26 protein-coding genes and 1 riboswitch are annotated in these 23126 nt (G+C 44.5%); of the genes, 8 read left to right on the top strand and 18 right to left on the bottom strand.

Going from position 1 to position 23126, the window contains the following annotated elements:
• Nucleotides 1-71: 71 nt before the first annotated feature.
• Nucleotides 72-722, bottom strand: a complete 651-nt coding sequence (locus tag A8708_RS21980) for a CAP domain-containing protein (RefSeq protein WP_068667414.1) — start codon at nucleotides 720-722, stop codon at nucleotides 72-74.
• Between the two features lie 5 nt (nucleotides 723-727).
• A riboswitch (cyclic di-AMP (ydaO/yuaA leader) is annotated at nucleotides 728-860 on the bottom strand.
• 169 nt (nucleotides 861-1029) lie between these two features.
• On the opposite strand from A8708_RS21980, the gene A8708_RS21975 reads away from it, so the two are divergent.
• Nucleotides 1030-2481: a hypothetical protein gene (locus tag A8708_RS21975; RefSeq protein ID WP_157264947.1), complete on the top strand. Its 1452-nt coding sequence runs from the start codon at nucleotides 1030-1032 to the stop codon at nucleotides 2479-2481.
• A gap of 58 nt (nucleotides 2482-2539) precedes the next feature.
• Here the strand turns inward: A8708_RS21975 and A8708_RS21970 are convergent, their stop codons facing one another.
• Nucleotides 2540-2995: a hypothetical protein gene (locus A8708_RS21970; protein ID WP_068667410.1), complete on the bottom strand. Its 456-nt coding sequence runs from the start codon at nucleotides 2993-2995 to the stop codon at nucleotides 2540-2542.
• Entirely contained in the window at nucleotides 2982-3779 is a 798-nt protein-coding gene (locus A8708_RS21965) for a hypothetical protein (RefSeq protein WP_068667405.1), read from the bottom strand. Before A8708_RS21965 ends, A8708_RS21970 begins: the two co-directional genes overlap by 14 nt.
• Before the next feature lie 236 nt (nucleotides 3780-4015).
• Between A8708_RS21965 and A8708_RS21960 the strand changes: the two genes are divergently transcribed.
• On the top strand, nucleotides 4016-4546 hold the full coding sequence (locus A8708_RS21960) for a DUF84 family protein (protein ID WP_068667403.1): 531 nt from the start codon (nucleotides 4016-4018) through the stop codon (nucleotides 4544-4546).
• Nucleotides 4547-4627: 81 nt separating this feature from the next.
• Here A8708_RS21960 and A8708_RS21955 read toward each other — a convergent pair whose 3' ends face one another.
• The 4 genes from A8708_RS21955 to A8708_RS21940 all read right to left on the bottom strand — a co-directional run bounded on the left by A8708_RS21955 (nucleotide 4628) and on the right by A8708_RS21940 (nucleotide 7455).
• Complete coding sequence (locus A8708_RS21955; RefSeq protein WP_068667401.1) at nucleotides 4628-5608, bottom strand: glycerophosphodiester phosphodiesterase family protein; 981 nt, start codon at nucleotides 5606-5608, stop codon at nucleotides 4628-4630.
• Nucleotides 5605-6036: a hypothetical protein gene (locus A8708_RS21950; RefSeq protein WP_068667399.1), complete on the bottom strand. Its 432-nt coding sequence runs from the start codon at nucleotides 6034-6036 to the stop codon at nucleotides 5605-5607. The genes A8708_RS21955 and A8708_RS21950 overlap by 4 nt, the downstream gene beginning before the upstream one ends.
• A gap of 286 nt (nucleotides 6037-6322) precedes the next feature.
• Nucleotides 6323-6922: a hypothetical protein gene (locus tag A8708_RS21945; RefSeq protein WP_068667394.1), complete on the bottom strand. Its 600-nt coding sequence runs from the start codon at nucleotides 6920-6922 to the stop codon at nucleotides 6323-6325.
• 170 nt (nucleotides 6923-7092) lie between these two features.
• Entirely contained in the window at nucleotides 7093-7455 is a 363-nt protein-coding gene (locus A8708_RS21940) for a c-type cytochrome (protein WP_068667389.1), read from the bottom strand.
• Between the two features lie 176 nt (nucleotides 7456-7631).
• On the opposite strand from A8708_RS21940, the gene A8708_RS21935 reads away from it, so the two are divergent.
• From A8708_RS21935 to tatA, 4 genes are read left to right on the top strand one after another with little or no spacing between them, the layout of a single operon-like run.
• Nucleotides 7632-8408, top strand: a complete 777-nt coding sequence (locus A8708_RS21935) for a gluconate 2-dehydrogenase subunit 3 family protein (protein ID WP_068667387.1) — start codon at nucleotides 7632-7634, stop codon at nucleotides 8406-8408.
• A 40-nt stretch (nucleotides 8409-8448) separates the two neighbouring features.
• Nucleotides 8449-10170 carry a GMC family oxidoreductase gene (locus A8708_RS21930; protein ID WP_068667385.1) on the top strand — a complete coding sequence of 574 codons (1722 nt, stop codon included), beginning with the start codon at nucleotides 8449-8451 and terminating at the stop codon, nucleotides 10168-10170.
• 43 nt (nucleotides 10171-10213) lie between these two features.
• Nucleotides 10214-10954 (top strand): twin-arginine translocase subunit TatC, encoded by a 741-nt coding sequence (tatC, locus tag A8708_RS21925; RefSeq protein WP_068667383.1) that lies wholly within the window; start codon nucleotides 10214-10216, stop codon nucleotides 10952-10954.
• A 20-nt stretch (nucleotides 10955-10974) separates the two neighbouring features.
• Complete coding sequence (gene tatA, locus A8708_RS21920; protein WP_068667381.1) at nucleotides 10975-11172, top strand: twin-arginine translocase TatA/TatE family subunit; 198 nt, start codon at nucleotides 10975-10977, stop codon at nucleotides 11170-11172.
• 628 nt (nucleotides 11173-11800) lie between these two features.
• Here the strand turns inward: tatA and A8708_RS21915 are convergent.
• The 3 genes from A8708_RS21915 to A8708_RS36565 form a co-directional block, all read right to left on the bottom strand.
• Complete coding sequence (locus tag A8708_RS21915; protein WP_068667376.1) at nucleotides 11801-12679, bottom strand: RNA polymerase sigma-70 factor; 879 nt, start codon at nucleotides 12677-12679, stop codon at nucleotides 11801-11803.
• A 42-nt stretch (nucleotides 12680-12721) separates the two neighbouring features.
• Nucleotides 12722-13072, bottom strand: a complete 351-nt coding sequence (locus A8708_RS21910; RefSeq protein WP_068667374.1) for a VOC family protein — start codon at nucleotides 13070-13072, stop codon at nucleotides 12722-12724.
• A 151-nt stretch (nucleotides 13073-13223) separates the two neighbouring features.
• Nucleotides 13224-13625, bottom strand: a complete 402-nt coding sequence (locus A8708_RS36565) for an SAM-dependent methyltransferase (protein ID WP_275667923.1) — start codon at nucleotides 13623-13625, stop codon at nucleotides 13224-13226.
• A 6-nt stretch (nucleotides 13626-13631) separates the two neighbouring features.
• On the opposite strand from A8708_RS36565, the gene A8708_RS21900 reads away from it, so the two are divergent.
• Nucleotides 13632-14072: a GNAT family N-acetyltransferase gene (locus A8708_RS21900; protein ID WP_082927690.1), complete on the top strand. Its 441-nt coding sequence runs from the start codon at nucleotides 13632-13634 to the stop codon at nucleotides 14070-14072.
• Nucleotides 14073-14130: 58 nt separating this feature from the next.
• On the opposite strand, the gene A8708_RS21895 is transcribed toward A8708_RS21900, so the two are convergent.
• The 7 genes from A8708_RS21895 to A8708_RS21870 all read right to left on the bottom strand — a co-directional run bounded on the left by A8708_RS21895 (nucleotide 14131) and on the right by A8708_RS21870 (nucleotide 20769).
• Complete coding sequence (locus tag A8708_RS21895) at nucleotides 14131-14712, bottom strand: histidine phosphatase family protein (protein WP_068667370.1); 582 nt, start codon at nucleotides 14710-14712, stop codon at nucleotides 14131-14133.
• A 153-nt stretch (nucleotides 14713-14865) separates the two neighbouring features.
• Nucleotides 14866-15849 (bottom strand): Gfo/Idh/MocA family protein, encoded by a 984-nt coding sequence (locus A8708_RS21890; RefSeq protein ID WP_068667369.1) that lies wholly within the window; start codon nucleotides 15847-15849, stop codon nucleotides 14866-14868.
• A gap of 39 nt (nucleotides 15850-15888) precedes the next feature.
• Entirely contained in the window at nucleotides 15889-16797 is a 909-nt protein-coding gene (locus A8708_RS21885; RefSeq protein WP_068667366.1) for a Gfo/Idh/MocA family protein, read from the bottom strand.
• Between the two features lie 214 nt (nucleotides 16798-17011).
• Nucleotides 17012-17794 (bottom strand): alpha/beta fold hydrolase, encoded by a 783-nt coding sequence (locus A8708_RS21880; protein ID WP_068667364.1) that lies wholly within the window; start codon nucleotides 17792-17794, stop codon nucleotides 17012-17014.
• A 91-nt stretch (nucleotides 17795-17885) separates the two neighbouring features.
• Nucleotides 17886-18062, bottom strand: coding sequence for a hypothetical protein (locus A8708_RS35915; RefSeq protein WP_167355912.1), 177 nt, complete (start codon nucleotides 18060-18062; stop codon nucleotides 17886-17888).
• Between the two features lie 144 nt (nucleotides 18063-18206).
• Nucleotides 18207-19112 (bottom strand): S-layer homology domain-containing protein, encoded by a 906-nt coding sequence (locus A8708_RS21875; RefSeq protein WP_068667362.1) that lies wholly within the window; start codon nucleotides 19110-19112, stop codon nucleotides 18207-18209.
• 103 nt (nucleotides 19113-19215) lie between these two features.
• Nucleotides 19216-20769 (bottom strand): tetratricopeptide repeat protein, encoded by a 1554-nt coding sequence (locus A8708_RS21870; protein WP_068667360.1) that lies wholly within the window; start codon nucleotides 20767-20769, stop codon nucleotides 19216-19218.
• A 93-nt stretch (nucleotides 20770-20862) separates the two neighbouring features.
• Here A8708_RS21870 and A8708_RS21865 point away from each other — a divergent pair, with 93 nt between their 5' ends.
• Nucleotides 20863-21741 (top strand): alpha/beta hydrolase, encoded by an 879-nt coding sequence (locus tag A8708_RS21865; RefSeq protein ID WP_239696792.1) that lies wholly within the window; start codon nucleotides 20863-20865, stop codon nucleotides 21739-21741.
• A 10-nt stretch (nucleotides 21742-21751) separates the two neighbouring features.
• Here the strand turns inward: A8708_RS21865 and A8708_RS21860 are convergent, their stop codons facing one another.
• On the bottom strand, nucleotides 21752-23125 hold the full coding sequence (locus tag A8708_RS21860; RefSeq protein WP_068667358.1) for a PDZ domain-containing protein: 1374 nt from the start codon (nucleotides 23123-23125) through the stop codon (nucleotides 21752-21754).
• Between the last annotated feature and the right edge of the window lies 1 nt (nucleotide 23126).

Here is a 23126-nt window from a genome sequence, read left to right as displayed (position 1 = left end):
ATAGTAGGTGGATTTTAAATTACAAAAAAAGACAGCCTCCCAAAAGAGACTGCCATTATCCATGTTTACACTTAGTTACTAATAAACTCCTGCACCCACTCACCATTATAATAGGCAACACCGATTTGGGTGAAGTTCGGGCTTAGGATGTTTTGACGGTGACCTGAACTGTTCATCCAAGCGGTCATGACCGCTTGTGGAGTTTGTTGTCCTTTGGCGATGTTTTCACCTGCGAAGGAATAATGAATGCCATATGCGCTCATCATATCAAAAGGTGATCCGTACGTTGGTGACGTATGATCGAAATATCCGTTATTGTACATATCTTTGGCTTTATCCAGCGCCATCGTGGTAAGTGCGTTATTGCCCATCAAAGGCTTCAATCCAGCCTTGGATCTTTCTTCGTTTACCAATGTAACCACTTGGCTTGCAAAAGAGGACTGCGCCGGTGCTGGCGTAACCTGTGGTTTCGTCACAACGGTTGTATCCGTGCTTCCAGGAATAGTAAGCTTCATCCCCGACCAAATCACGTTGGGATTGGCTACTTGTGGATTCGCTTGAATCAGTGAAGTAAGGCTGACGCCATATTTCTTAGAAATTAACCACATGGTATCGTTCCCCGCTACTGTATGCGTTCCTGTAGCAGCAAACGCTGCGTTTGCCCCCATAAGAACACTCAAACCTAAGGCACCTGAGACAACTAGCTTTTTGTAACGCTTCAAATCAAACCTCTCCTTTTTGCGGCCTGCGAGGTTAGCTGTCGGATTCGGATCAAAGAGTAATCACCCGGTCGCACTACGCGACTTCACCCCAAAGATTGGTTCCCCCGTGCTTCAAAAAAGCTTCGGCCTTCTAAGTTTTGGATCCAGCTTGGATCTCAACGATTGTAACATGGGAAATCAGCGAGATCATGACTCAAAATTTACCAATTGGATCACCAATTGGATATCCCGCCCTTAAAACATACAACTTTTCCCATCATCTTGCGTCTAATCAGTAGCAATACTAACTTAGAAAAGGGTGATGGATTTGAAGAAATTTCCCAAACAATACTCGTTGGTCATACTCGGATTGTTATGCTCGTTGTTACCGTTACTTCCTACGCAAGCTTCAGCAAGCGCAACAGTGAAAGCATCTCTGCCTTATTTTTCAATTCAAATGAATGGTCAGAACATGGATATCGCCCACAGTAAATACCCATTTCTTGTGTATAAAGACATCACTTACTTGCCCATGACGTGGACTAATTTCCAAACGCTTGGTATTGAATACAACTGGAGCGATACCGATGGATTGCAGATTTGGTCAAATCGCAACTTCCCTCCGTCCATTCATCAAACAGTGCTCGAACAAGATCTAACAACCAAGCGCAATGCAAACAGTTACGCTGTCCAAGTTGCGGATGTGTCAATCACAATGAATCAGATCGAAATCAATAATCGAACAGAGCCCTACCCTTTTCTAACTTATCAAGATGTAACTTACATGCCGCTGACTTGGCGATTTGTCCATGATCTTCTAAAGATCGACATCCAATGGAGTGATAAGGACGGACTTTCGCTAGTAGGTGGTCAAAATGCCATCTATTCCATCATCGGTGACGATGAACGTTCGTTATATTTCTACTCCCTGCTTAACGCGGACCCAGCCAAATCAATGCTGAAGATGGATAAAAGCGACTATCAACTACAATGGAAAAACTATAAAGAACAAGAACAATTCATCAAAGGCCTATCCACCACACCACATCCATTAGCTGGTCAACCCGTAGAGTTAGTGCGTAAAGATCGTGATTTATACTATGGTGAGTTAAAAGTATACACATTAACAGACGCCGATGTATGGGAAGCGGCTGACTGGGGAGCCCCTGTCCATACGTACAAGGCATTCGCTGCAGGCGATCAGCGGGTTATCTTATCCATTAATTTGACCTTGCCTCTTGCTGTTATTGGTCCAAATTATGGCTCGACGTATACCTTTCTTATTCAAAATGGGCATGTGACACGACTCGAGGATTTCAATCAAAAGATTGATCGCGTCATCCCCAATCCTGACGGTACAGTATGGATCGCCTCTGACAGATTGCCTAGTCGAAATAACTATATAGGGGGAAGTGCCCGCGTTGGCTTACTAGATCAAGAGGGTACTCTTCACATGGTCAATGGACTACTTCATGAATCGGATGTCATAGCATTAGGAATAACGAATCTTTCTTTGCCCAATCCAGCATCTCAGGATGGTAGTCTATATATCGTACTGAATGGCATTTCAAATACAGACTATACTCCGCAAGATACAGCTGGGCTCTATACGCTGAATACGAAGTTAGAAACGAAACGATTATCCGACTATGTTTTTGGCGACTATTATTTGGATAAGAACCGAGACATTTTCATTAAGCATCGCAATAATACGATTGAAAACTTGTCGACAGGCGAGATTCGAACGTGGTTCGATTATGAATTAGCTCAAATGAAATAAGTAAATAAGCGGGTCATAAATCGAAAGAGGCTATTGGATATTGATCCATTAGCCTCTTTCAAATCTTTCCCACGGATAGTGCTTGGGACTCCCACAACACGTGCGTTATCTCTCGATATCGTTCCTCTTGGCATTGTATAATGACAGCCAGCTCGGGTAATTGCACTTTTTTCCGAAGAACGTGTTTAAAGACTCTTGTTTGTAAGAACCTCGTGATACAATATCCTATACTAAATCCACCAATCGCACACATAACTCCCCAAATAATGGGACCTAAATACATAATAAAACCAATACAAATCCCAATTACAGTAAACGCTGTGGCGGTCGCCATGCCAACTTCAAATGCAAGACTTTTCTTATTCGGATTCGAATTGTAATTATTATCGGGTATGTCCATATAATTATCCATCATGACGGTCATGATTTCATTGCGAGGTACTCCCATGTGTTCCAGCACGGCCAGAGCTTCCTCTACCTCGATCGAATGCTCAAATGTACTAATAATCAACATGCGGGGCATTCTCCTTTTCAAATAACTGGATTGGAAAATGTGGGTACTTCTCCGTTAGGTACTGTTTCTGCTCAATTCGAAAAAGTCTGTTATGATCTATTGCCGTCATATATGCGTCATACATCGCACCACAAATGACAGAAGGCATAAATAATAGCCAATGCGGACTTAACAGCGCTGTTGATTTGGATAATTTGCCAAGCACTAGATAAAGTGCAGCTTCATGTGAACGCGACAAACTCATATAGACAAACCACCAGAACACCCCAAAGAAACCTAGGCTGATTCGGTTATTGTATAGCTGGCCTAGTCCTGGAAAAACAAGGGAACTAACCATTGCAGCCCATGGCCTCTTGGGGCTAATATTCGTGATCGTCCACGGTTTCATTAAATTGGAAGTAAGCTTTGCTCCCTCTAGTTTTGCCAGATGATATTGCTTATTCGCATTAATGGCTTTGATATAACTATCCCAAATTGAGAATAAATAAACGATCGCATAAGCAAAAGCCCATCTCGGTTCAATAACTTGTGTTACCATGTCGAATTGTCCACTGAAAGAGTAATAAATCGCCTCATTGATTCCTGCAAGTGAATTGATAGCCACTTCCCAAGCTGACAGCAGGAAACCGCGTATAAATTGATGGAGCAGGAAATGACCGAATCCTGGAAATGATGCTGACCACCACGCAATAATCTTCGGATCCTGCCAGCGCAAGCTGCTTAAACCGTCCTGACTCAATACAGCTTGCTGCCTCCGAGGCGATTGGGATTGTACAGTGCTCAAGTTCGATTGATTCTCCTTATCAATTGGTTTGTATAAACAAATTTTTCCCGGTATTACAGCAGAATAATCGAATTTATATATTTGTTCTTTTCAACAAATATTCCCAACATTGCATAGTTTTAAAACCGCACTTCGAAGCAGGCTTTCATCACTAAACGTGATTGTAAGAAAAACATGATATACTAGTTCTAATCGAATACATTCATCGGATAAAGAGAAGTTAGGAGTGATGTCAATTGTTCGACAAGACGATACGAATCGCATTAGGCACGAATAATCAAGCAAAGCGAGCTGCTGTGGTTGCGGCTACTGGCCTAGAACCGATTTGTCACGCTGTTCCCTCTGGTGTATCTGACCAGCCATTGACGGAAGATGAAACCATCTTAGGTGCCATCACAAGGGCCAAAAATGTGCTTGCGGCGGAGCCTGCTGCCGACTTTGGACTGGGACTTGAGGGTGGACTTACGTATGACAGCACTCATACTATGCAGTGGTATCTCTTCTCTGTTTGTGCCGCTTGGGACGGGAATCAGCTTTACATCGGCAAGGGGTTATATTTCCCCATTCCAAACTCCATTGGCGAGAAATTAGAGCAGGGTGGCAATGAGCTGCGTCACATTGTAGATGAACTGAGCTCAACGGTGGGAAGTAATCACAAAGAAGGTGCTTACGGTTTATTTACAGATGGGCGTATTACGAGGAGTGACGTTTTTCGGGATGCGGTCCTTGCAGCGCTAACACCATTTCAGTCCAAGTTATATACGTAAAATAAGGATATCTGTGTCATGGGACAGCTAAAGAGGGCTTCCTGCCAGTAGACAATTCTACTATCAGTTGCCCTCTTCTGTTTACTTATAGATAGGTGCAATGCGATCAATTCGATTCGTCCATATGCCTCCGGAGAAAGAATCTGGAAGCCGCTCCAGGTCCTCGCGCGTGTCAAATCCCGTTGAAAACTCCGTCCCATTGCCACCGACTACAATCACTCTGGTATCTACGTGATCCATTCGATTTAGAAACTTATTCGGCCATCCCCACAGCAGCGGAGCTAACTTCTCAGGTATATGAATCTGTATATGTTCACATGAACCAGGAATCATGCCTGTCCATCCATAAGCTAGATAGGGAAGCAGGCAGCTTTTCATCGCATCAACAGAAATGACACGCATATCTGGCAATTTATCTTTTACCATAGATAGGGGTAAATCCCCGCCATAGATGGTCAACTGACTCCTTCGTTCTGGTGAAAGCTTAGCCAACATATCCCCCAATACATTGCCTTCATGACGATCATTGGTTTTGATATGGATGAGGAGCATTTTGTCTGAGAACTGTGTGAATACTTCCTGCAAGGAGGGCATCAATCCAATGCCTTTTCCTCGAAAAGGGTACGATTTCCCGTTATCAGCCGTATACCCGTAGCCAATATCCGCTTTCTTCAACTCAGCCATCGTATAATCTTTCGACTGACCTGTAACATTCGTTCGGCAGTCTAGCGTCCAATCATGAAATACGGCAAACTGATCATCTTTCGTGATATGGATATCGAGTTCAACTTCATCTGCACCTGCATCAAAAGCTGCTTGCATGGAAGGAATCGTATTCTCCAGATACGGGTGTTCCGGCTCATAGATTCGTTCCGCTGTGCAGGTATCATTCTTCAAATTCTCAGTGTGGAACGTTTGCGCGAGACCTCGATGTGCCATTAGAAAAGGAGGTCCACTTCGTTCTTTGGCAAGCAACGAAGTGTTATTGACATAGATAAATCCAATGAGTATGAGTACCGCCCACACTAGTTTACTTCTGAATAACTTACGCAATCGCTTCATAAGTCATCCGTTTGGTTCTCATCCGTTTGAAATCCGTCCTTCTGTTTCTCCTCCACACTATAGATGCTGAGCAAAGCACTTGTCCGTTTGGCTATCCGTAATTCAACTAACTGATCCCCATGAAATTGTTCGTATTCTGCAGCTTTTACACGCAATTTCAATAACTTCCCATTTGGTTTTCGAATATGAATGCGAAATTCCTCGACAAATTCTACTTTCGCCACCATTTTCTCCGCATCATTTTGAACGAGATCAATGCTAATAATTACTACTAGAATAAGAAAAATACCAAGACAAAAACTGAAAATAACTACAAAACCAACAGGACTATGGGCACTTATATTTATGATGAGTTGTACCAAAGACAAGAAGAAAAACATACAAACTCCAGCAAGCTGAGCCTTCATAGATCGTTCGTATAACTTCACAAGTCGTCTCCTCCTTACTATCCTTTCCTAAGGTTATTCGTGAAAAGCTTTTAATTCCCTTTTTATACCTGGATTGGGAACCATCTATCCCAAACTAAAAAGCCCGCAAGAGCTTCATGAGCTCCCGCGGACAAATGACTTATGTAAGCATTAGCGAGCTTTTCTTTTTCGCTTATGAAATACAAACCAAGCGATTCCGATCGTTCCAGCCGCGAGCACAACGCTAAACAATACGATGTAACTCAGATGAAATAGTTGTTGCAACGGGTTTCCCTCCTCTCCCAAATTATCTTACATCCACCAGAGGAAGTGCCCGCTTCCTCGCTTTCAGCGCCAAGTAACCTGTTGTAATTATGGCTCCGCATGTACCACAAATAATGTCCGTCATCGTATCGAGCAGGCTTCCGTTCTGTGAGTTGAGCCCGAAAAGGTGGTCTGTCGCGAACTCGAAGATCTCCCATACTCCCGCCATCGCGATGGAAAAGAACAAGCACAGCCACACCGCGACTTGCGAGGAAGGTGGTTCTGTTCCTTCGGGTTGACGCGTTGCTTTGCTATAAATCATCAAGCCGATGAAGCAGAGAATCACGCCAGAGAAAAGATGTTCCATTTTATCCAAATAAGGAATGACACCATAATAGCCGAATTCATTGGCAAGGAACATCGTAACGAAAATAAACAATAACACACAGAAACGCAGTGTTGTGAACATGGTTGTCTTCGTCCATTTGACAAGAAGTCGAATGAGTTGGAGTACAGCCACAATGAGCACAGCTTGAAACACTTTGGCGCCATTTCCTTTTACAAGAAAGTAAACAAAACAGCCTCCTGCTAATACATACATCGCGAGTTCAAAGAGATCATTCCATCGATCTTTACCCTTCATCTGGTTCATCTCCCTATGTCTTATTGAAAAAGGAAGCGTCTACGATTTCCAGTTGATATCCATGATTAATTTATCCTATGCCTACCATGGCACAAAATGAGTTGTCTAGTCAGCTGCAAAAGAAAAATCCCGCCTTACCGCTGTCAAGCGAAAGGCGGGTTCATTCCTGGCTATTTTTTGTCTGCAAGCCATGTGGATAACGAATTAATCTCATCATCGGATAGCTTCCCTTTAAAAGAAGGCATTGCACCCTTCCCGTTCGTGATGATCGCGGTAAGTTGTTCCTTCGAGTGCTTTCCGCCAACCTTCTGGAGACTTGGACCGACTAAACCCTCCAAATTGGCGCCGTGACAGCTGACACAATTGGCCTTATAGATCGTCTGTCCATCAGCTTTGGTTGTTGTTCCAGTCGTAGCTGATGCAGTTGGTGCTGTTGATGTGCCCGCACTAGGGCTAGGTGTTGTTTCACTTTTACCGCAAGCGGATAAAGCTCCAGCGAGTATCAGGGTGAGAACTACCATCTTTTTGTTCATACGTATGCGTCTCCTTACATTCATAGGGTCAAATCCATGTATAGAAATCGGAAACCTACCAATACATTACCCACGTTTCCATATTTTCATGCAATTCATGCATAGGAAATACGCTTACAGCTCAACATATCCATAACTACCCAAAAGTACATAAAATTCCATGGAGGTATGACAAGTTGGCTGATAAAAACACGCACAATCATACGCCCGATCACTCTCGTCGTCGTTTTCTCAAGTACACTGGAACTGCCCTTGGTGGCGTCGTAGTCGGCGGTGTCATTGGAAGCGCAGTTTCCGGAGGGTTCAAGAAAGATGACGCCAAGTCCTCTCCTTCACCTTCAGCAAGTCCGTCATCACAAGTCACGGCTGATTATAATCAAGCGCCGATGTTCTTCAATCAAGCCCAACTGCAAATTGCGGAAGCCGCAGCAGAACGAATTTTCCCTAAGGATGATAGCGGACCGGGTGCTGCAGAGCTTGGCGTTGCCTTCTTCATTGACCATCAGTTAGCGAGCCCCTGGGGAGTGAATGCCCGTACCTATCGGATGGGCCCGTTCGTGAAAGGCGAAGTCACGCAAGGGGATTACCTCAGTATTCAGCGCCATGAACTCATTACTATGGGACTTCATAGCCTTGAAGAAACAGCCAAAACCAAGTATACGAAAGGCTTCGTTGATATTACACCTGAAGAACAAGATGCGATTCTAACCTCGATGGAAAAAGGTGAAATCAGTGTCGTAAACGGGATTACAGGTAAAACCTTTTTCAACCTGTTTCGTGTACTCGTTATGGAAGGTGTTTACTCCGATCCTTTATACGGCGGGAATAAAAATATGGCTGGCTGGAAAATGCGCAAGTATCCAGGCAATCAGATGACATATACGAACATCATCGACAAAGATCAGTTCGTTGTCATGGAGCCGCGCAGCTTACACGATCATTTCGTCCATTAAGGTGTAAGATACATATCTCACGAAGGAAGGAATAACATGGATGGCTACTCTAATGCCGAAAGTCCCCGTTGTCATTGTAGGAATGGGATGGGTTGGGGGAATAATCGCCGCAGAATTAACGAAACAAGGAGTTAAAGTTGTTGGTTTAGAGCGCGGAAAGCCGCGCAGCACAGCTGATTATTATATGGTGCATGATGAGCTGCGTTATGCTTCTCGTTATGATCTCATGCAGGATTTATCCAAAGAGACAGTCACATTCCGCAATACAGAGAAAATGGCCGCTGTGCCAATGCGCGAGTACGGCTCCTTCTTGCTCGGGGAAGGTCTCGGCGGTGCAAGTGTGCATTGGAATGGACAAACGTATCGTTTTCTCCCCTATGATTTTGAGATCCATAGCAAGACTGTGGAACGTTATGGGAAGGAGAAAATTCCGGAAGGCATGACGATACAGGATTGGGGCATCACATACGACACCTTAGAACCCTATTTCGATAAATTCGAGAAATTGGCCGGTATCTCGGGTGAAGCGGAACAGAATCCTCTGGTAGGTAAGCGTTCCGCGCCATTTCCAACCAAACCGATGGTGAAAACGCCGATTTTGAAATTGTTCGAGGACGCAACCAAAAAGCTCGGCTACCACCCCTATATGATGCCCTCGGCAAACTTATCGGAGCAATATACGAACCCTGACGGCATTACCCGGGCTGCTTGTCAATATTGCGGATATTGCGAACGTTTCGGGTGTGAATACGGGGCAAAAGCCGATGTCATTGTGACTTCACTACCTATTGCCCAGAAATCCGGCAATTTCGAGTTGCGCTCTTACTCCAATGTGACGCAAGTGCTGAATGACGGCAAGAAAGCGAGCGGTGTTCTTTACGTAAACACCGTAACGGGAGAACAATTCGAGCAACCCGCGGATGTCGTTATCATGGCCAGCTATGTATTTAACAACATTAAGCTTCTGCTTACTTCTAAATTAGGTAAACCCTATGATCCCGCAACAGGCACAGGTGTTATCGGTAAAAATTACTGCTACCAAACGAACGGCGGGAGTGCGACTGGCTTTTTCGATGAAAAGCAGTTCAACCTTTATGCGGGAGCTGGATCCCTCGGCATGGAAATTCCTGATTTCAATGGAGACAATTTCGACCATACGAATCTGAATTTCATCCATGGCGCTGGCATTCGCATCTCGCAAACCGGCCAGCGACCGATTGCAACGAACTCTGTTCCCAAAGGTACGCCAGGTTGGGGGAAAGATTTCAAACAGAAGTCGCTGAAATATGCGAACAGCGTTCTGTCGGTTTCCCCACAGGGCAGCAGCATGCCATGGAAACATCATTATGTGGATTTGGATCCGACGTATAAGGATGCGTATGGTTTGCCGCTTCCGCGGATCACCTTCGATTTTGAAGAGCAGGATCGACAAATGATCAAATTCGTTGCTGGTAAAGCGGCCGAAATTATGAAAGAAATGAACCCTACGACCATTGGGTCATCCGATACGTTAGCAGCGTACAACATTGTTCCGTATCAATCGACCCACAATACAGGCGGCGTCATTATGGGGGCAGATCCCTCCACCTCCGCGGTTAACTCGTATTTGCAAATGTGGGATGCTGAAAATGTATTCGTCGTAGGTGCCTCCGCGTTTGCTCACAACAGCGGCTACAATCCTACAGGTACGGTTGGGGCATTGGCTTACCGAGCTGTGGATGGTATTGCGAAATATTTGAAGCAAGGTGGAAGTGTCGTTTAATGGGCGGGCAGCCCACATGTTTTCATGATAAAGGAGGAATGGCATGGAGCAAGAAGATTGGATCTTACATTTGACAGAGGTTCGCAAGCGATTGCTCATTGTGTTCGCCTGGTTCATTGTCACGCTATGTGTAGGCTTGTACCTCTCGTCCGACATCCTTCTGTATTTGAAATCACAGCCTTTGATTGGCGAAATCAAGTGGAACGTGTTCTCATTCACAGATGGGCTGATGATTTATATGAAATGTGCGTTTCTGTTCGCCGCTTTATTTACGGTACCTGTCGTTCTCTACCAAGCATGGGTGTTCGTGAAACCGGGATTAACCGAAGCCGAATCTAGGAGCGCACTCCCTTACATTCCTGTCGCTTTTGCCCTATTCATCATTGGCGTGTCATTCAGTTATTGGGTCGTTTTCCCCATGATGATGCGCTTTATGATCCGAATGAATCAATCTATTGGTGCGGTGGAGACTTATGGGATTGATCGATATTTTGCCTTTTTGTTTCAAATTGTTGTTCCGATGGCGATCGCGTTTGAGCTGCCTGTGGTTCTCTTGTTTTTGACGAAAATAGGGCTATTAACGCCTCAGATTCTGAAAATGTCCAGGAAGTACGCCTACATCGCGCTCACCATCACTGGCTCGTGCATCTCGCCGCCTGATATGATTTCACACTTATCGGTCACTGTCCCCCTAATACTGCTGTTCGAAATCAGCGTATTGGTAGCAGGTTGGCAGTGGCGAGCCATGCAGCGTGTTGCAAAATTGAATCTAATCGAAGATTAACAGAAAAGAGGATGAAAACCATGTTCAACAATATTGGCGTTTCCGGATTAATCTTAATTCTGGCCATTGCTTTAATTGTCTTCGGACCTTCCAAGCTGCCACAGCTTGGCCGTGCATTCGGGGATACCCTTCGTGAGTTCCGCAACTCAACTCGGAACATCATGGAGGAAGGCGATCATGACCATTTGATCGAAAATGAGGGTAAGAAGCCGCTGTAGGTTGGGACACAAATGGCTTGTGAGTAGGCTGCGCTTGGGTGATTTCAGTCATTAGTGATATTTTCCATCACTAATGGCGCTGAAAGCAGGCTGCGCTCAGATAAGTTAGGTCCTTAGTGATGTTTTTCATCACTAATGCAGCTGATTCCAAGCTGCGCTCAGATGTTTTTTGTCATTAGTGATGCTTTTCATCACTAATGCAGCTGAATTCAGGCTGCGCTCAGATGAGTTAGGTCCTTAGTGATGTTTTTCATCACTAAGGACATTGAATCCAGGCTGCGCTCAGCTTCCTTCAGTCATTAGTGATGCTTTTCATCACTAATGCAGCTGAATTTAGGCTGCACTCAGCTTCTTTCAGTCATTAGTGATGCTTTTCATCACTAATGCAGCTGAATTCAGCCTGCGCCCTCATCAATACAAACAAAGCCGTCACTCGAGGTCATACAACCTTTGGTGACGGCCCTTTTTTTATTCACCTTGTTCACTGCATATCGTTACTCGCGGCGAAACAATCTTTCAGCTCTTAGTAGATACTCTCAGCATTCCCATACTCGAATCGCTATCAGACAAATCGCATACGCATACGTATCTTTCGGTTGATGTTACCCTCGCACAAACACATGTAAACTTACAGTTCCCGATAAATCTGATGCAATTTATCAGGATTGCGGATTACATAGAGATGGTTGGATTGTTGTCGACTCGCAGCTAGCTCAAAGAGGATGACCATTCGTGGAGATTGATCCTTCACTAGAATCAATCCGGATTGCCCGTTGAACATCACAGTCAACCAATCTCCCGCCAGTGCTCCTTTGGACTGAATACCTTCAAAGAATGCAGCGATACGCTCTTTTCCATATATCGGATGAATAGCTGCACTTACTTTCCCGCCTCCATCCGATACCATTACAGCATCTTCCATGAGTAGGTGTACGAAGTCATTGAAATCCCCTGTACCCACTGCTTGAAGAAACTTCTCGACTAATGGCTCTGTTTCTCCTAATACGTGATCCCCTTCTTCGTTAGGGCTCACATTGATTTTGCTCTTGGCGCGGCTATGAATTTTGCGGCAATTTGCTACCGTTTTCTGAAGCATATCCGCTACCTCTTCATAATCGTAACCGAGCACTTCTCTTAGTACGAAGACCGCTCGCTCTACCGCGGACAGTTCTTGCAGCAAGACTAGAAATGCATATGAAATTGTTTCATCCTGGACAAGCCTTCCCATCGGATCTTCGCGAGATGAGGTTACTTGCGGCTCAGGAAGCCATTCACCTATGTAAGTTTCCCTTTGCTTACTAGCTGAGTTCAAGTAATTCAAACAACGATTTGTGACCATTTTCACTAAATACGATTTCATATTCGTTACATGACCAGTGTCTGTCTTCTGTAGTGTGATGAATATGTCTTGCAGCATATCTTCCGCATCGGATACTGAACCTAACATACGGTATGCGACAGAGAATAACAGCTGTTTGTAGGTCAGATAAACCGTTTCCAATTCCATGAAATTATGCTCCTTTCCCCTAGGTAGTGTAACCGCTGGGGCCTAACACATACATATCATGAGTAAATTCCCATCGAGATCTTTGAAATTAAACCAATGTCCATGCTCGATACCTGTTACTAACTCAATATTCTTCCCTTGCATGTACGTATAAGCAGCTTGGATATCCTTCGTATTGAGATGAAAAGCTGGTGCCTTGAAGATATGATCTTCTGCGAAAATCTTACTATCTAACACAATGCTTGTCCCTTTCATAGGCAACACATACAAATGCCCGTGAAGTATTTCCCCCTCATGAGGAAAGCCCAACAGATTGCAGTACCAATCACGTGCTTTGACAATGTCTCGAACAGGGATAAAAACGGTCCCAATTTCGTTCATAATAGGATTCATAGGCCACCTCCTTCTATGTATTTCTTGCAACATAAGTAAGACAATCTGTCTTCAATAGGATCTGTCTACCATTGCGTTCTATGTAAAACGTCAATTTATTTAATGTCGTTAATAAAGCATCCCAACCCACATATTGTTCGTTCAAAATGTCCTACAAGTGCTCTGTCCTGAGATTTAGTTCCATCAGTGGAGCTAATTCCTCCCCAGATAATGCATCAATCTCTTGGAGATTCGAATTCACGATCAAACAATTAACCCCATTAATTTTCGTGCCTTGGACCATTTTTTTCAATACATGTTTTAAGGTCCGTTCCGAGTCAACATGCTCAAGAGAAGAAACAGCAACGATATAATCATAGGTATCCCCCGTAACTTCATATTCGCCAATGTCAGAGTGATACGTTTCGATTTGACCTCTCACACCAAATTGTTCACTGTAAGCCAGCAACTTGGTTAACGCGGATTGCATAATATCTACACAGACTACCTTACTGCTTCTATCTTTCAAAGCTTCTGCTAGAGGAATACTATTTCGCCCAACACCACTACCCAATTTTATATGGAAGAAGATTCGGCGGTCAGATGCCTTGTCGAATATGAGGATCGGCCGATTGGTTATATTCAATTTTATGAAATTGAGGAAGAAAAGCGTCTCGCTTATGGCTATTTGGAAACGACGGATAAGATCTTTGGCACAGATCAATTCATAGGTGAAACAGCCTATTGGGATAAGGGATTTGGGAAACAACTAGTAACGTCGATGCGGGACTATTTGAAGAGTGACCATAAAGCAGATCGCGTTATTATGGATCCACAGCAGTGGAATATTCGAGCGATTAACTGCTATGAACGATGTGGTTTTACTAAGGTGAAGGAGTTGCCTGTAAGAGAGCTGCATGTGCATCTACCAAATCCGCATCGTGGGGACGATCACGACCTTCGTAGTAAGTTAATATTAAGGGATCATTCAACCAGGAAATTAATAAATTTTTATCTCTAGGTTCCAGCTCTCGAATGGTCAACCTATCTGTTTAGTAGATTAGCATCATTGCATCTCCTTATTCAAAACCATCTAAATGTGCAATACAATTGTATTGTAAGCATTCCCAACGGCTCTCCGCGTGGCGAATTTTCGTCACAGATGTATTATGCAAATGTTCCTCTATATCTTCATGAGGGATCAAATCCATCAGCGTCAGACTAAGCAGAGCGCCATGACTAACGATTAACACCTTCTGATTCGGATGCCTCTCGATCACTTCTTGGATGAAACTCACACCACGAGCTGCAATTTGTTGATGTGTTTCGACCCCTAGATCCAATTTGGACCAGTCTTCTCCCCATTTGGCTAAACGTTCCTCGAGTGTTGTACCTTCAATCTCACCGCAATACATTTCTCTTAACCGCTGATCTGTGCTCACTTCCATCTGCTTTACATGTCCGATACATGCGGCTGTTTCTCTCGCTCTACCCAAGTCGCTCGCATAGATGTAATCCCAATCTTCTTCCTTCATACGCTGGGATAATAATTCGGCTTGTTTGCGCCCTATCTCATTAAGCGGAATGTCCGTTTGCCCTTGTATGCGTCGTTCCGTATTCCAATCCGTTAACCCATGTCGTATGAGTCCAATAACCGTCATTTATGTTCAACCTCCCAGTAATCGTAATCCATCCACACTGTGCTTAATTAAGTACGTTTTCTTACTTTGTATCATATTCAGATCGACATTACAATGGATCCACGTACACGACAAAAAATAGCCGAAAAACTTCCGGCTATTTCTCATTTCTCCCTATAGAAATTGTTCCACGCCAGTTTCAGCCGATTGATATACAGCCTCAAGTGCGGCTATGACACCTCGCGCATACTCAGGCGGACAACTTGTTTCACTCTTCGCCTCTATTGCAAATAACAGATCCTTATACTGTAACTGGAAAGGTGTATCCATCGGTGGCACTTCGACTTGCTCATACACGCCACCGCGACTGATCCATAAGTTTACGCCAGTAACCAGTTTCAGCATCCCTAATGTACCGATAATTTCTGTTTCATTCCGAGTAGCCCCTGGGTATCCAGACTGTGCAATTGACGCAGGTAGCCCAGAAGCTAGCTCCATATAGATAATGCCGCTTCCTTCTACATTGCCTCGTTTGCCATGATGGCTTACGGAGGCGCTGACTTTACGTACAGAACTCTCCATCAACCATTGAATCTTATCGATAGAATGCGTGCCCAAGTTGGCTAGAATGCCGCCTCCTGATTTATCCCTTTCCAGAAACCATTGCGGCCTTGTGTCTTGGAAGTAATTCAGATGCCTAACATCATTGATCATGACAATCTCACCTAATTCGCAACTTTCTATGATTCGCTTGGCCTGAATATTCTCAGCGATATAATGTTGTGTATGCCCAATTAAGATACGAATATCCGCTTTCTTAGCGGCTTCCATAATGTCATCACATTCTGCAACATTCAGGGCCATAGGCTTCTCCAGCATCAAATGACACCCATGCTCAGCAGCGAAAATAGCCGTTTCTCTATGTAGAAAATGTGGTAGGGCAATGGCCACAACATCCGGTCGTTCTTGCCGAATAAGCTCTTGATAATCACGATAAGCTCTAATCCCATAGGTCTCTGCAATAGCTTGGGCTCTCTCTAGTTGAATATCCGCAACAGCACAAGCTACGAACCCGTCCGTACTGCGAATCGCATCAAAATGTTGTGAAGCTATGGCCCCCGCACCAAGAACAGCTACCTTTAAATCTACCTTTTCCATCGATGTAGTCCTCTCCTTCATCTCTTGCTGCACTTCAAGTTATAAGTACACAGTAAGTCCAGTTTCCCGACTCTCATTAGCTGCTTCCATAAATCGAATGATTTGCGATGTCTCTTCCTCATCAATATCCGGAATTGAACTTACGAACATCCCCATAATTTTTTCCATGAGACTTGCATAATAAGGCTTAGGATGGTTTTTTACATCAATAAAGTGAGTGTGTGATTCCCGATGCAGCAGTGCGCCGAATTGCCCATTTCCCTTACGATTGCCCCGTATGGTACCAATAACGCCATTTTCCCATACGCCAGTTATCAGGTCATGATCTTCCGTTGTCGCTGCAGTCACGTGCAGACACCCCTTGCCTAGTGCTCTAAAAAGCATCTCAACCGTATGCACGCCATACCAAAATAATCCTGGCTGTGTCGGTTGAAGAGCCAAAGGACCATAGCAGTCCATCCCGATGATCTGACTACTCGACTCTGATTCTTCTAAAGCTATCGTCAATTCCTCTGCATACCTTAACGAGGAGCAACTCATAATGGGTATATTGTTCTCTTTCGCGATCGCGAAGATTTCCTTCGCATCGGCAGACGAAACTGTCATCGGCTTATCGATAAAAATAGGTCGGCGATACGACGCAACTTGACGGAATTGTTCCAAATGAATGCGACCGTCTACCGATGTCATTAGTATGCCATCACATTTCGCTGCTACCTCTTCTGCTGAGTCAACAATTTCAACTCCTCGTTCACGAAGCTGAGCAGTAAACCCTTCAATTCGGGAATAACTCATTTCAAAATCCGGAGAACCTCCTGGATAAGCAATCGTCACCTTGCCGCCAGCAACATGAAAGGGATGATCCTTGTCGTTTAACAATTGCGTGAATACAGGGGCATGTGAGGAATCAATACCAATGATACCAACTCGTAATGTCGAATGACTCATAAATGGAACTACCTCCAAGACTGTTTATATGGTTTTATAAGCTACTATATGTACCGTTGAATCCAGAACCCTTCCCCTTCATCATAATGAACTTCCACTTAAGAGACAAGTCTTTTAATAGTCTATAATAATGAAATGTAACAATGCATCCAATGAAATAAGCTCCCCATCAGGGAAGCTCATCTTCATAAACCATGAGAGTTACTACGGAGTATCATCCTATAAACTGCGTTAGGACATAATTAAAGCGATCTCGTTCCTCCCAGAATCCGCCATGACCACTGTAATGAAACGGAATGAGCTGCGAATTCGCAATCCGTTTATTCATTTCGACTGCTTGTGGATAAGGGATTACTTTGTCATGTATCCCGTGTACAATTAAAGTAGGCACTTCTATGCGACCTAGATCCGCCGCCACATTCTCATCTCTGAGCAAGCGAATGACTGCCGCGGTTGACCAGCTGGCTGCTTGTAAGCCCATTTGGAAAAACCAATCCGAGAATCGCTCCGTGATATACTGAAAGAAGAACGTATCCGTCACATTCTGCAGCATATTTGCTCGATCGTTGGCATTCTCATGCAAAAACTTTGCAGCCGTCTCCTGCGTAAAACCCGTTGGTGCAGCCGCATCAATCAGCACAAGCTTCGCTACACCCTGACCGTGATGTCTGGCCATGTACCGGATCGAGATAGCTCCGCCTGTTGAATGTCCTGCTAGTGTAACACCTTCCAATTTCAATGATTGGATCACGGCATGCAAGTCATCTGCAAGCCGATCATATGTGTAACCATCCATCGGTCTATCCGATTGTCCGAACCCACGCCAATCCATACCAATACAACGATACCCCATAGCGGGGAGTACGTTGTATTGATACTCAAATTGTGTATGTGACAAAGGCCACCCATGAATAAACAGGATGGTCTTCGTCCCTTTTGGATTTACATCTTCAATAAATAATTTCACACCATTCTCCACTTGAACATAGTATCCCACGTTTGGCGCCTCCATTATGGAAATCACTTCTGTCCAATACGATATTCAACTAGGCAAATATCGGTGTCAATGGGCTTTGATTCCCGTTGAATTATTCCACTTTTTGATGGTTTGTATAGACACCAATGACAGACAACAGGGCAGCAACACCATTGGCAATGGCATTCGCTGACTCATCTGTAATGATATCCATTCCAAATGCATCCAAAATCAATTTAGCTGCGCCTAATAATCCCAAAGCTAATGTGTAATAGTTGATTGTTTTCATAATCTCTCACCACCCGTCTATTAGAGGATGCTATATCCTATGTGAGAGAGTACGAGCTTGCACAGTTCGAATACAGGGGGTTAAAAGCACAAAAAAATGCCGCTACCCACATCGGATAGCAGCATTTCAACCAGTTTAAACCTATTATTTCAGCCCGCTAGCTTCGGCTTTCACCTCATATTTCGATGACACATAGGTTTCAGCCTTCGCTTCTGTCATGACTTGTGCATACATCATATCCGGTTGTGGCTCTATCAGTGAATACTTCACGATCGCTTGACCGCCCGACTCAAACTGAATGCTGTCGATGCGAATGCCATAACCAGGATTCGGCTTCATACCTCGGGAAAGTGTAACTTTGTTCACATCATCGTTCACTTTTTCTACTGTAACTGTGACTTCATCTACTTGTGGTGGTTTCTGCACATGTGTCTCTAGCACGCGAATAGCATTGTATAACCAAGCCGCTGCTTCTCCTCTTGTGAGCTCGCCTTTGGGTTGGAAGTTTCCATTCCCATCCAGAGCTGTAATTTTGTACAGCAACAACCTTTGAATGGTGCCTTGATACGCCACATTAAGCTGATCTTCATCATTCATGTTGATAAACATTTTCACCATTGGAAATTGACCTTTGGTTTCAAGCGCTTTAACCAACAGATTCCCGAATTGCTCACGTGTGATCGTTGCATTCGGATTGACATCCTTCGGAATGTCTAGGTTATGGTAATGCGCAATAATGAACGCATCTGCATACCACGCATCATTCGGGATATTGGAATAACTATCCGATGCTAGCGGTTGCTTAATGAATCGCAAATGGTCCAAATTAAGGTCCAAACCTTTCACGATCATTTGGACACTTTGGGCATAGCTGATTTTACCCTTTGGCACAAAATGCTCATTATCAAATCCACTGACAATCCCGCGATTTTTCAGTGCTAGAACGGCAGTTGCTTGTCCTTCATCTACGTCTGAGAATGCGTAGGCAGAACCAAACGTCAAACTGCTGCCCAAAAGTAAGGTTAAACTTAATGCTGCTATTTTTTTCATGCGAAAGCTCCTCTCATTTCGGTTGGTATTTAGCACCCTTATAGGTTATGGATACTTTCCTAACGACAGGAGCACTAAAATTGTTGCAGTTTATGCCATTTGGTTATGCCATTGAAATTAATAACGCCTGTAAAGCGATCGCTTCCTCATGTTCAGGGGATTGCAGAAGCGATCGATCTACATACCGCTTGGCCGCATCATCTTGGCCTAACTCATAGTAACACACCGCCATCTCATAGAGTACAGTCGTATCATTCGCAAGCTTAGGCTGTGTGCGTTCGAAATACGGAATTGCTTCGGAATACATGTCCATTTGATATAAGAGAATTCCACAAGCGAGAGCAACATCCGTATTGTCGTCCATCGGATAATAATGTGCCCACATGTGATCTATTCCTTGCTGAAGCGCGATCCATTCATGGTCCTTACTATCAGGGATCAGTTCAATCAGACGTTTCGTACAGGGAAGTAGAAACTGCGTATCATAACCGCTCAAACGCCACAAAGCCAACAACTGAGGCATCGTCTTCTCCTCCAACTGCGCGTCGAAAGCTTCCTTCAGATTGAAAAAATCATCAGGACCAAATCCTTCCACAAAACTATCATACGCTAATCTCGTCAGTCCATACGTGTGCGGTTCAGATAGATTGAGCATACAACCGATGTTTAAGTACGTATAGGGATGGTTAGTGAACAGAGTTTGAGCCCCTTGTGCTTCGCACACATAGCTAATCGCATGATAATTCGCCGTTAATGAAATGCTGCCGTGATGAATGAGCTTCGGAGGCTCGTTAAACTCCCAACTTTCTAAGCGATGATCGCCTTTATCCGCCGTGAGCAGCAGGAACCCCTCCTGAGATAGTGCTTTCAACCGGTTTAAGCAGATCAAGCTTACTTCAGGCATCAGAATATGGGAATCAGAAATGTGCCGACGATATACCTCTAATAGTTCACGATACGGATAGGACTCCTCATCATACGTATGTTCCCGTTGGTACTGATAGCTCGCTTCAACCTCTTTCAAGAGCTGGGAAGCACTCATTGCATGAGCTTCATCTGGAAATTGCAACGAGATTCGGCAATCATAGACCTGCCCATCTTCGATATACAATAATTCTTGTGGCAGACTATCGAAAAAGTAATTCGCCATTATAACTAACGGCTGCGCAAGATCGCCAGCTCCAATGCGTTCACCTGCATGTTGCAAATATAGAACGTCATCATTCACGGCATCAAACTTGGCAAAGTCCAATACCCCCTGCTCCACGAATGGCATTAAACTAGCATGTTGCCGCCAGAAGGCAATGTTCTTCTCTGCCAAATCGCTCATCACATAGCGAAATGGCGGGAGCGGAATTCTCGCCTGTTGGATACGTTTCGTTAACTCTTGCAGCACATAGAAGGCAAATTGGCCTGAACCCGCTCCAAGTTCGAGAATCATGACTTGTGCCCTTAACTGCCCCATTCTGGCTCGATCCTGCAAGAAACCAAATACCATTTCCGCATATGATATGGCCATTACCCGATTACTCGTTATGTATTGGGGGACTTCTCCGCTCTGCCAAGCCGTAATACCCTGTTCCTCGTAGTAGGCTCGTTGCAGCTCCCAAATCGGTGCTTCACTAAACCGGTACGTCTTTTGCTCCCCGTGCATCATGATGAGATCCAATTCCCTTCTACTTTAAATTCTTATCGCACAAACGTCATCTGGGCATATAGTAATACATCACTACGCGAGAGGAAGACCACAATGACGTATCTCAATGAGAATTACCATCATCCAGGCTCATCATGGCCATCCCCATATTCATCCAGTCCCATCCCTACGAACTGGCCTTATATGCCAACCCCTTGGTACCAAGGGGATGACTCCTCTTATCGTTCTAAGGAGCAGCCGCTTACGTTCGTCCTTGTCCACGGTTCTTGGGCAGATACCAGCTTCTGGGCTGGCATTGCCTCTGAATTAAGCAAAAAAGGTCATACCGTCTACGTCCCTGAGTTTCCAGGACATGGCGCTGACCCGAATAAAAATGTGACGCATGCAATGATGTCCAAATCGATCGCTGACTTCATCATCTCTCATAACCTGCATAATGTAATCCTAGTCGCACACAGCTTCGGAGGAACATTAATTCAGAAAGTAGCAGAACTCGTTCCTGATCGCTTGAAGCGGCTGGTATTTCTGAATGCCTTCGTCCTCAAAGACGGCGGAATGGCTGCCGATGAATTCCCTCCTCAGGTCACGGAACAGTTCAAACAACTCGTTGCAAGCTCCAAGAACAACACACTAATGCTGCCTTTTGAGCTGTTCAGAGAAACATTCACGAATTTGGCAACCCTGGACCAGGCCAAACGCATTTATAGTAAAGCATCACCTGAGCCAGCTGGCCCGTTATTTGAAAAGTTAGACTTGAAGAAATTCTATAGTCTTCCTATTCCCAAAAGCTACGTACACATCATGGAAGATAATGTGATTCCATTCGGCGATCCCAACTATGGCTGGCATCCACATATGTCGAGTCGACTAGGCATCTTCCGCTTCTTGCAACTCCATGGCGATCATATGACGACTCCGCAATATGAACCCAAGCTAGTCGCGGATAAGTTATATGAGGCGTCACGAGACTAACTCCAATGCATCACGATGAGCAAGCGGGAGCACCTGTTTTGGGATGTGCCTTCAACCAATTCAAGATATCATCTAATGTTTGCACAGGTACGATTCGTAAATCACCGGCACCTTTTCTCGCATCTGCTTCATTCGACACCGGAACGAAAAACACATCCGCATTCGTACGGCTCACCGTATAAGCTTTCTGAACGAGTCCGCCGACAGGGCCGACGGAACCATCTGGTTCAATCGTTCCCGTTCCTGCAACGTGATGACCATATGTCACGCCACACGGTGTTAGTTGATCAATTAGCGTTAAAGCCAGCATAGCCCCATGAGACGGTCCACCTTCATGCAATAAATAGTTATGATACGTAACGAGATCAGGGATATCATATCGCACCTCATTGGCGATCATAATTCCAATCGATGCACGGGCTGGGTTGTCTGTACTTGCTCGTGTCGCAACCGTCAACTCCATCTTCGCTTTATTACGCATCACGGACAGTTGAATGGATTCACCTGGTTTGATTACCTGCATTCTCTCCGTTAACTCCTGCGTCATGGTAATAGGTCGACCGTTCAATGCTATAATGACATCACTTGGTTGCAACACTTCTGCTGCTTTGGTATTTTGCAAAACGGCCGTAATCCGAACCCCATCAGCTAGGATTCCTTTACCCATTCCCACTTTGTGGAAGGCAATTGCACTACCCGCGGCGTTCGCGTCTTCCTTCATCGTACGAACTTCCTGATTGTACTCGCCAAGTGACATTCCTAAAGTCTCAATCTTCTCAAAGGTGTAATCTTTAAAAAGCTTCGCATACAACCAGTCCATAGGAAACGCTGGACGTTCGAAAATAAGAACCCCCGAAATATCACCATGCTTAGTTCCACTTTCGGCATGTGCATATCGATTCATGTTCAGTGTGATTCCTGGATAGGTCACTAAATAGGGGGTTGGCCACAACAACACGGCCAATAATCCGAGTGTCACACCGAAAAAGATCATACTTCGGTGTGGCACTTTGCGTTTCTTTCCCTCTTGCAAGATAATATCTGTTGCGACTAGCAAGAGACTAAGAATCATAGCCGAAGCAGAGAACTCCAACTTCTTGGGTACGACAACGACAATAACAGCACTAAGCAAACATACGAAGGCAACCAGGCCAAGAAATACCTTCATCCGCCTTGTATGTGTCTGTGTAAGATGCAGAAATGCAGCGATCATCCAGATCAAAGGCACAATGGCAATTGCGTAAATCAGCCCATCGATAACATCTATCCAATAAAAGCGAGTCCCCCATCGTAACGGATCTGGCAGCCAGACCAGTTCTCCAATCATAATTAACAGGAGAATAATGACAATTCCCCACACATACAGCTTGTGCCAAAGTGCCATC

Source organism: Paenibacillus oryzisoli, from assembly GCF_001653565.1.
Lineage (GTDB): Bacteria > Bacillota > Bacilli > Paenibacillales > NBRC-103111 > Paenibacillus_E > Paenibacillus_E oryzisoli.
The sequence above is the reverse complement of the archived record's forward strand: the minus strand, read 5'-3'. Positions and strand labels throughout refer to the sequence as shown.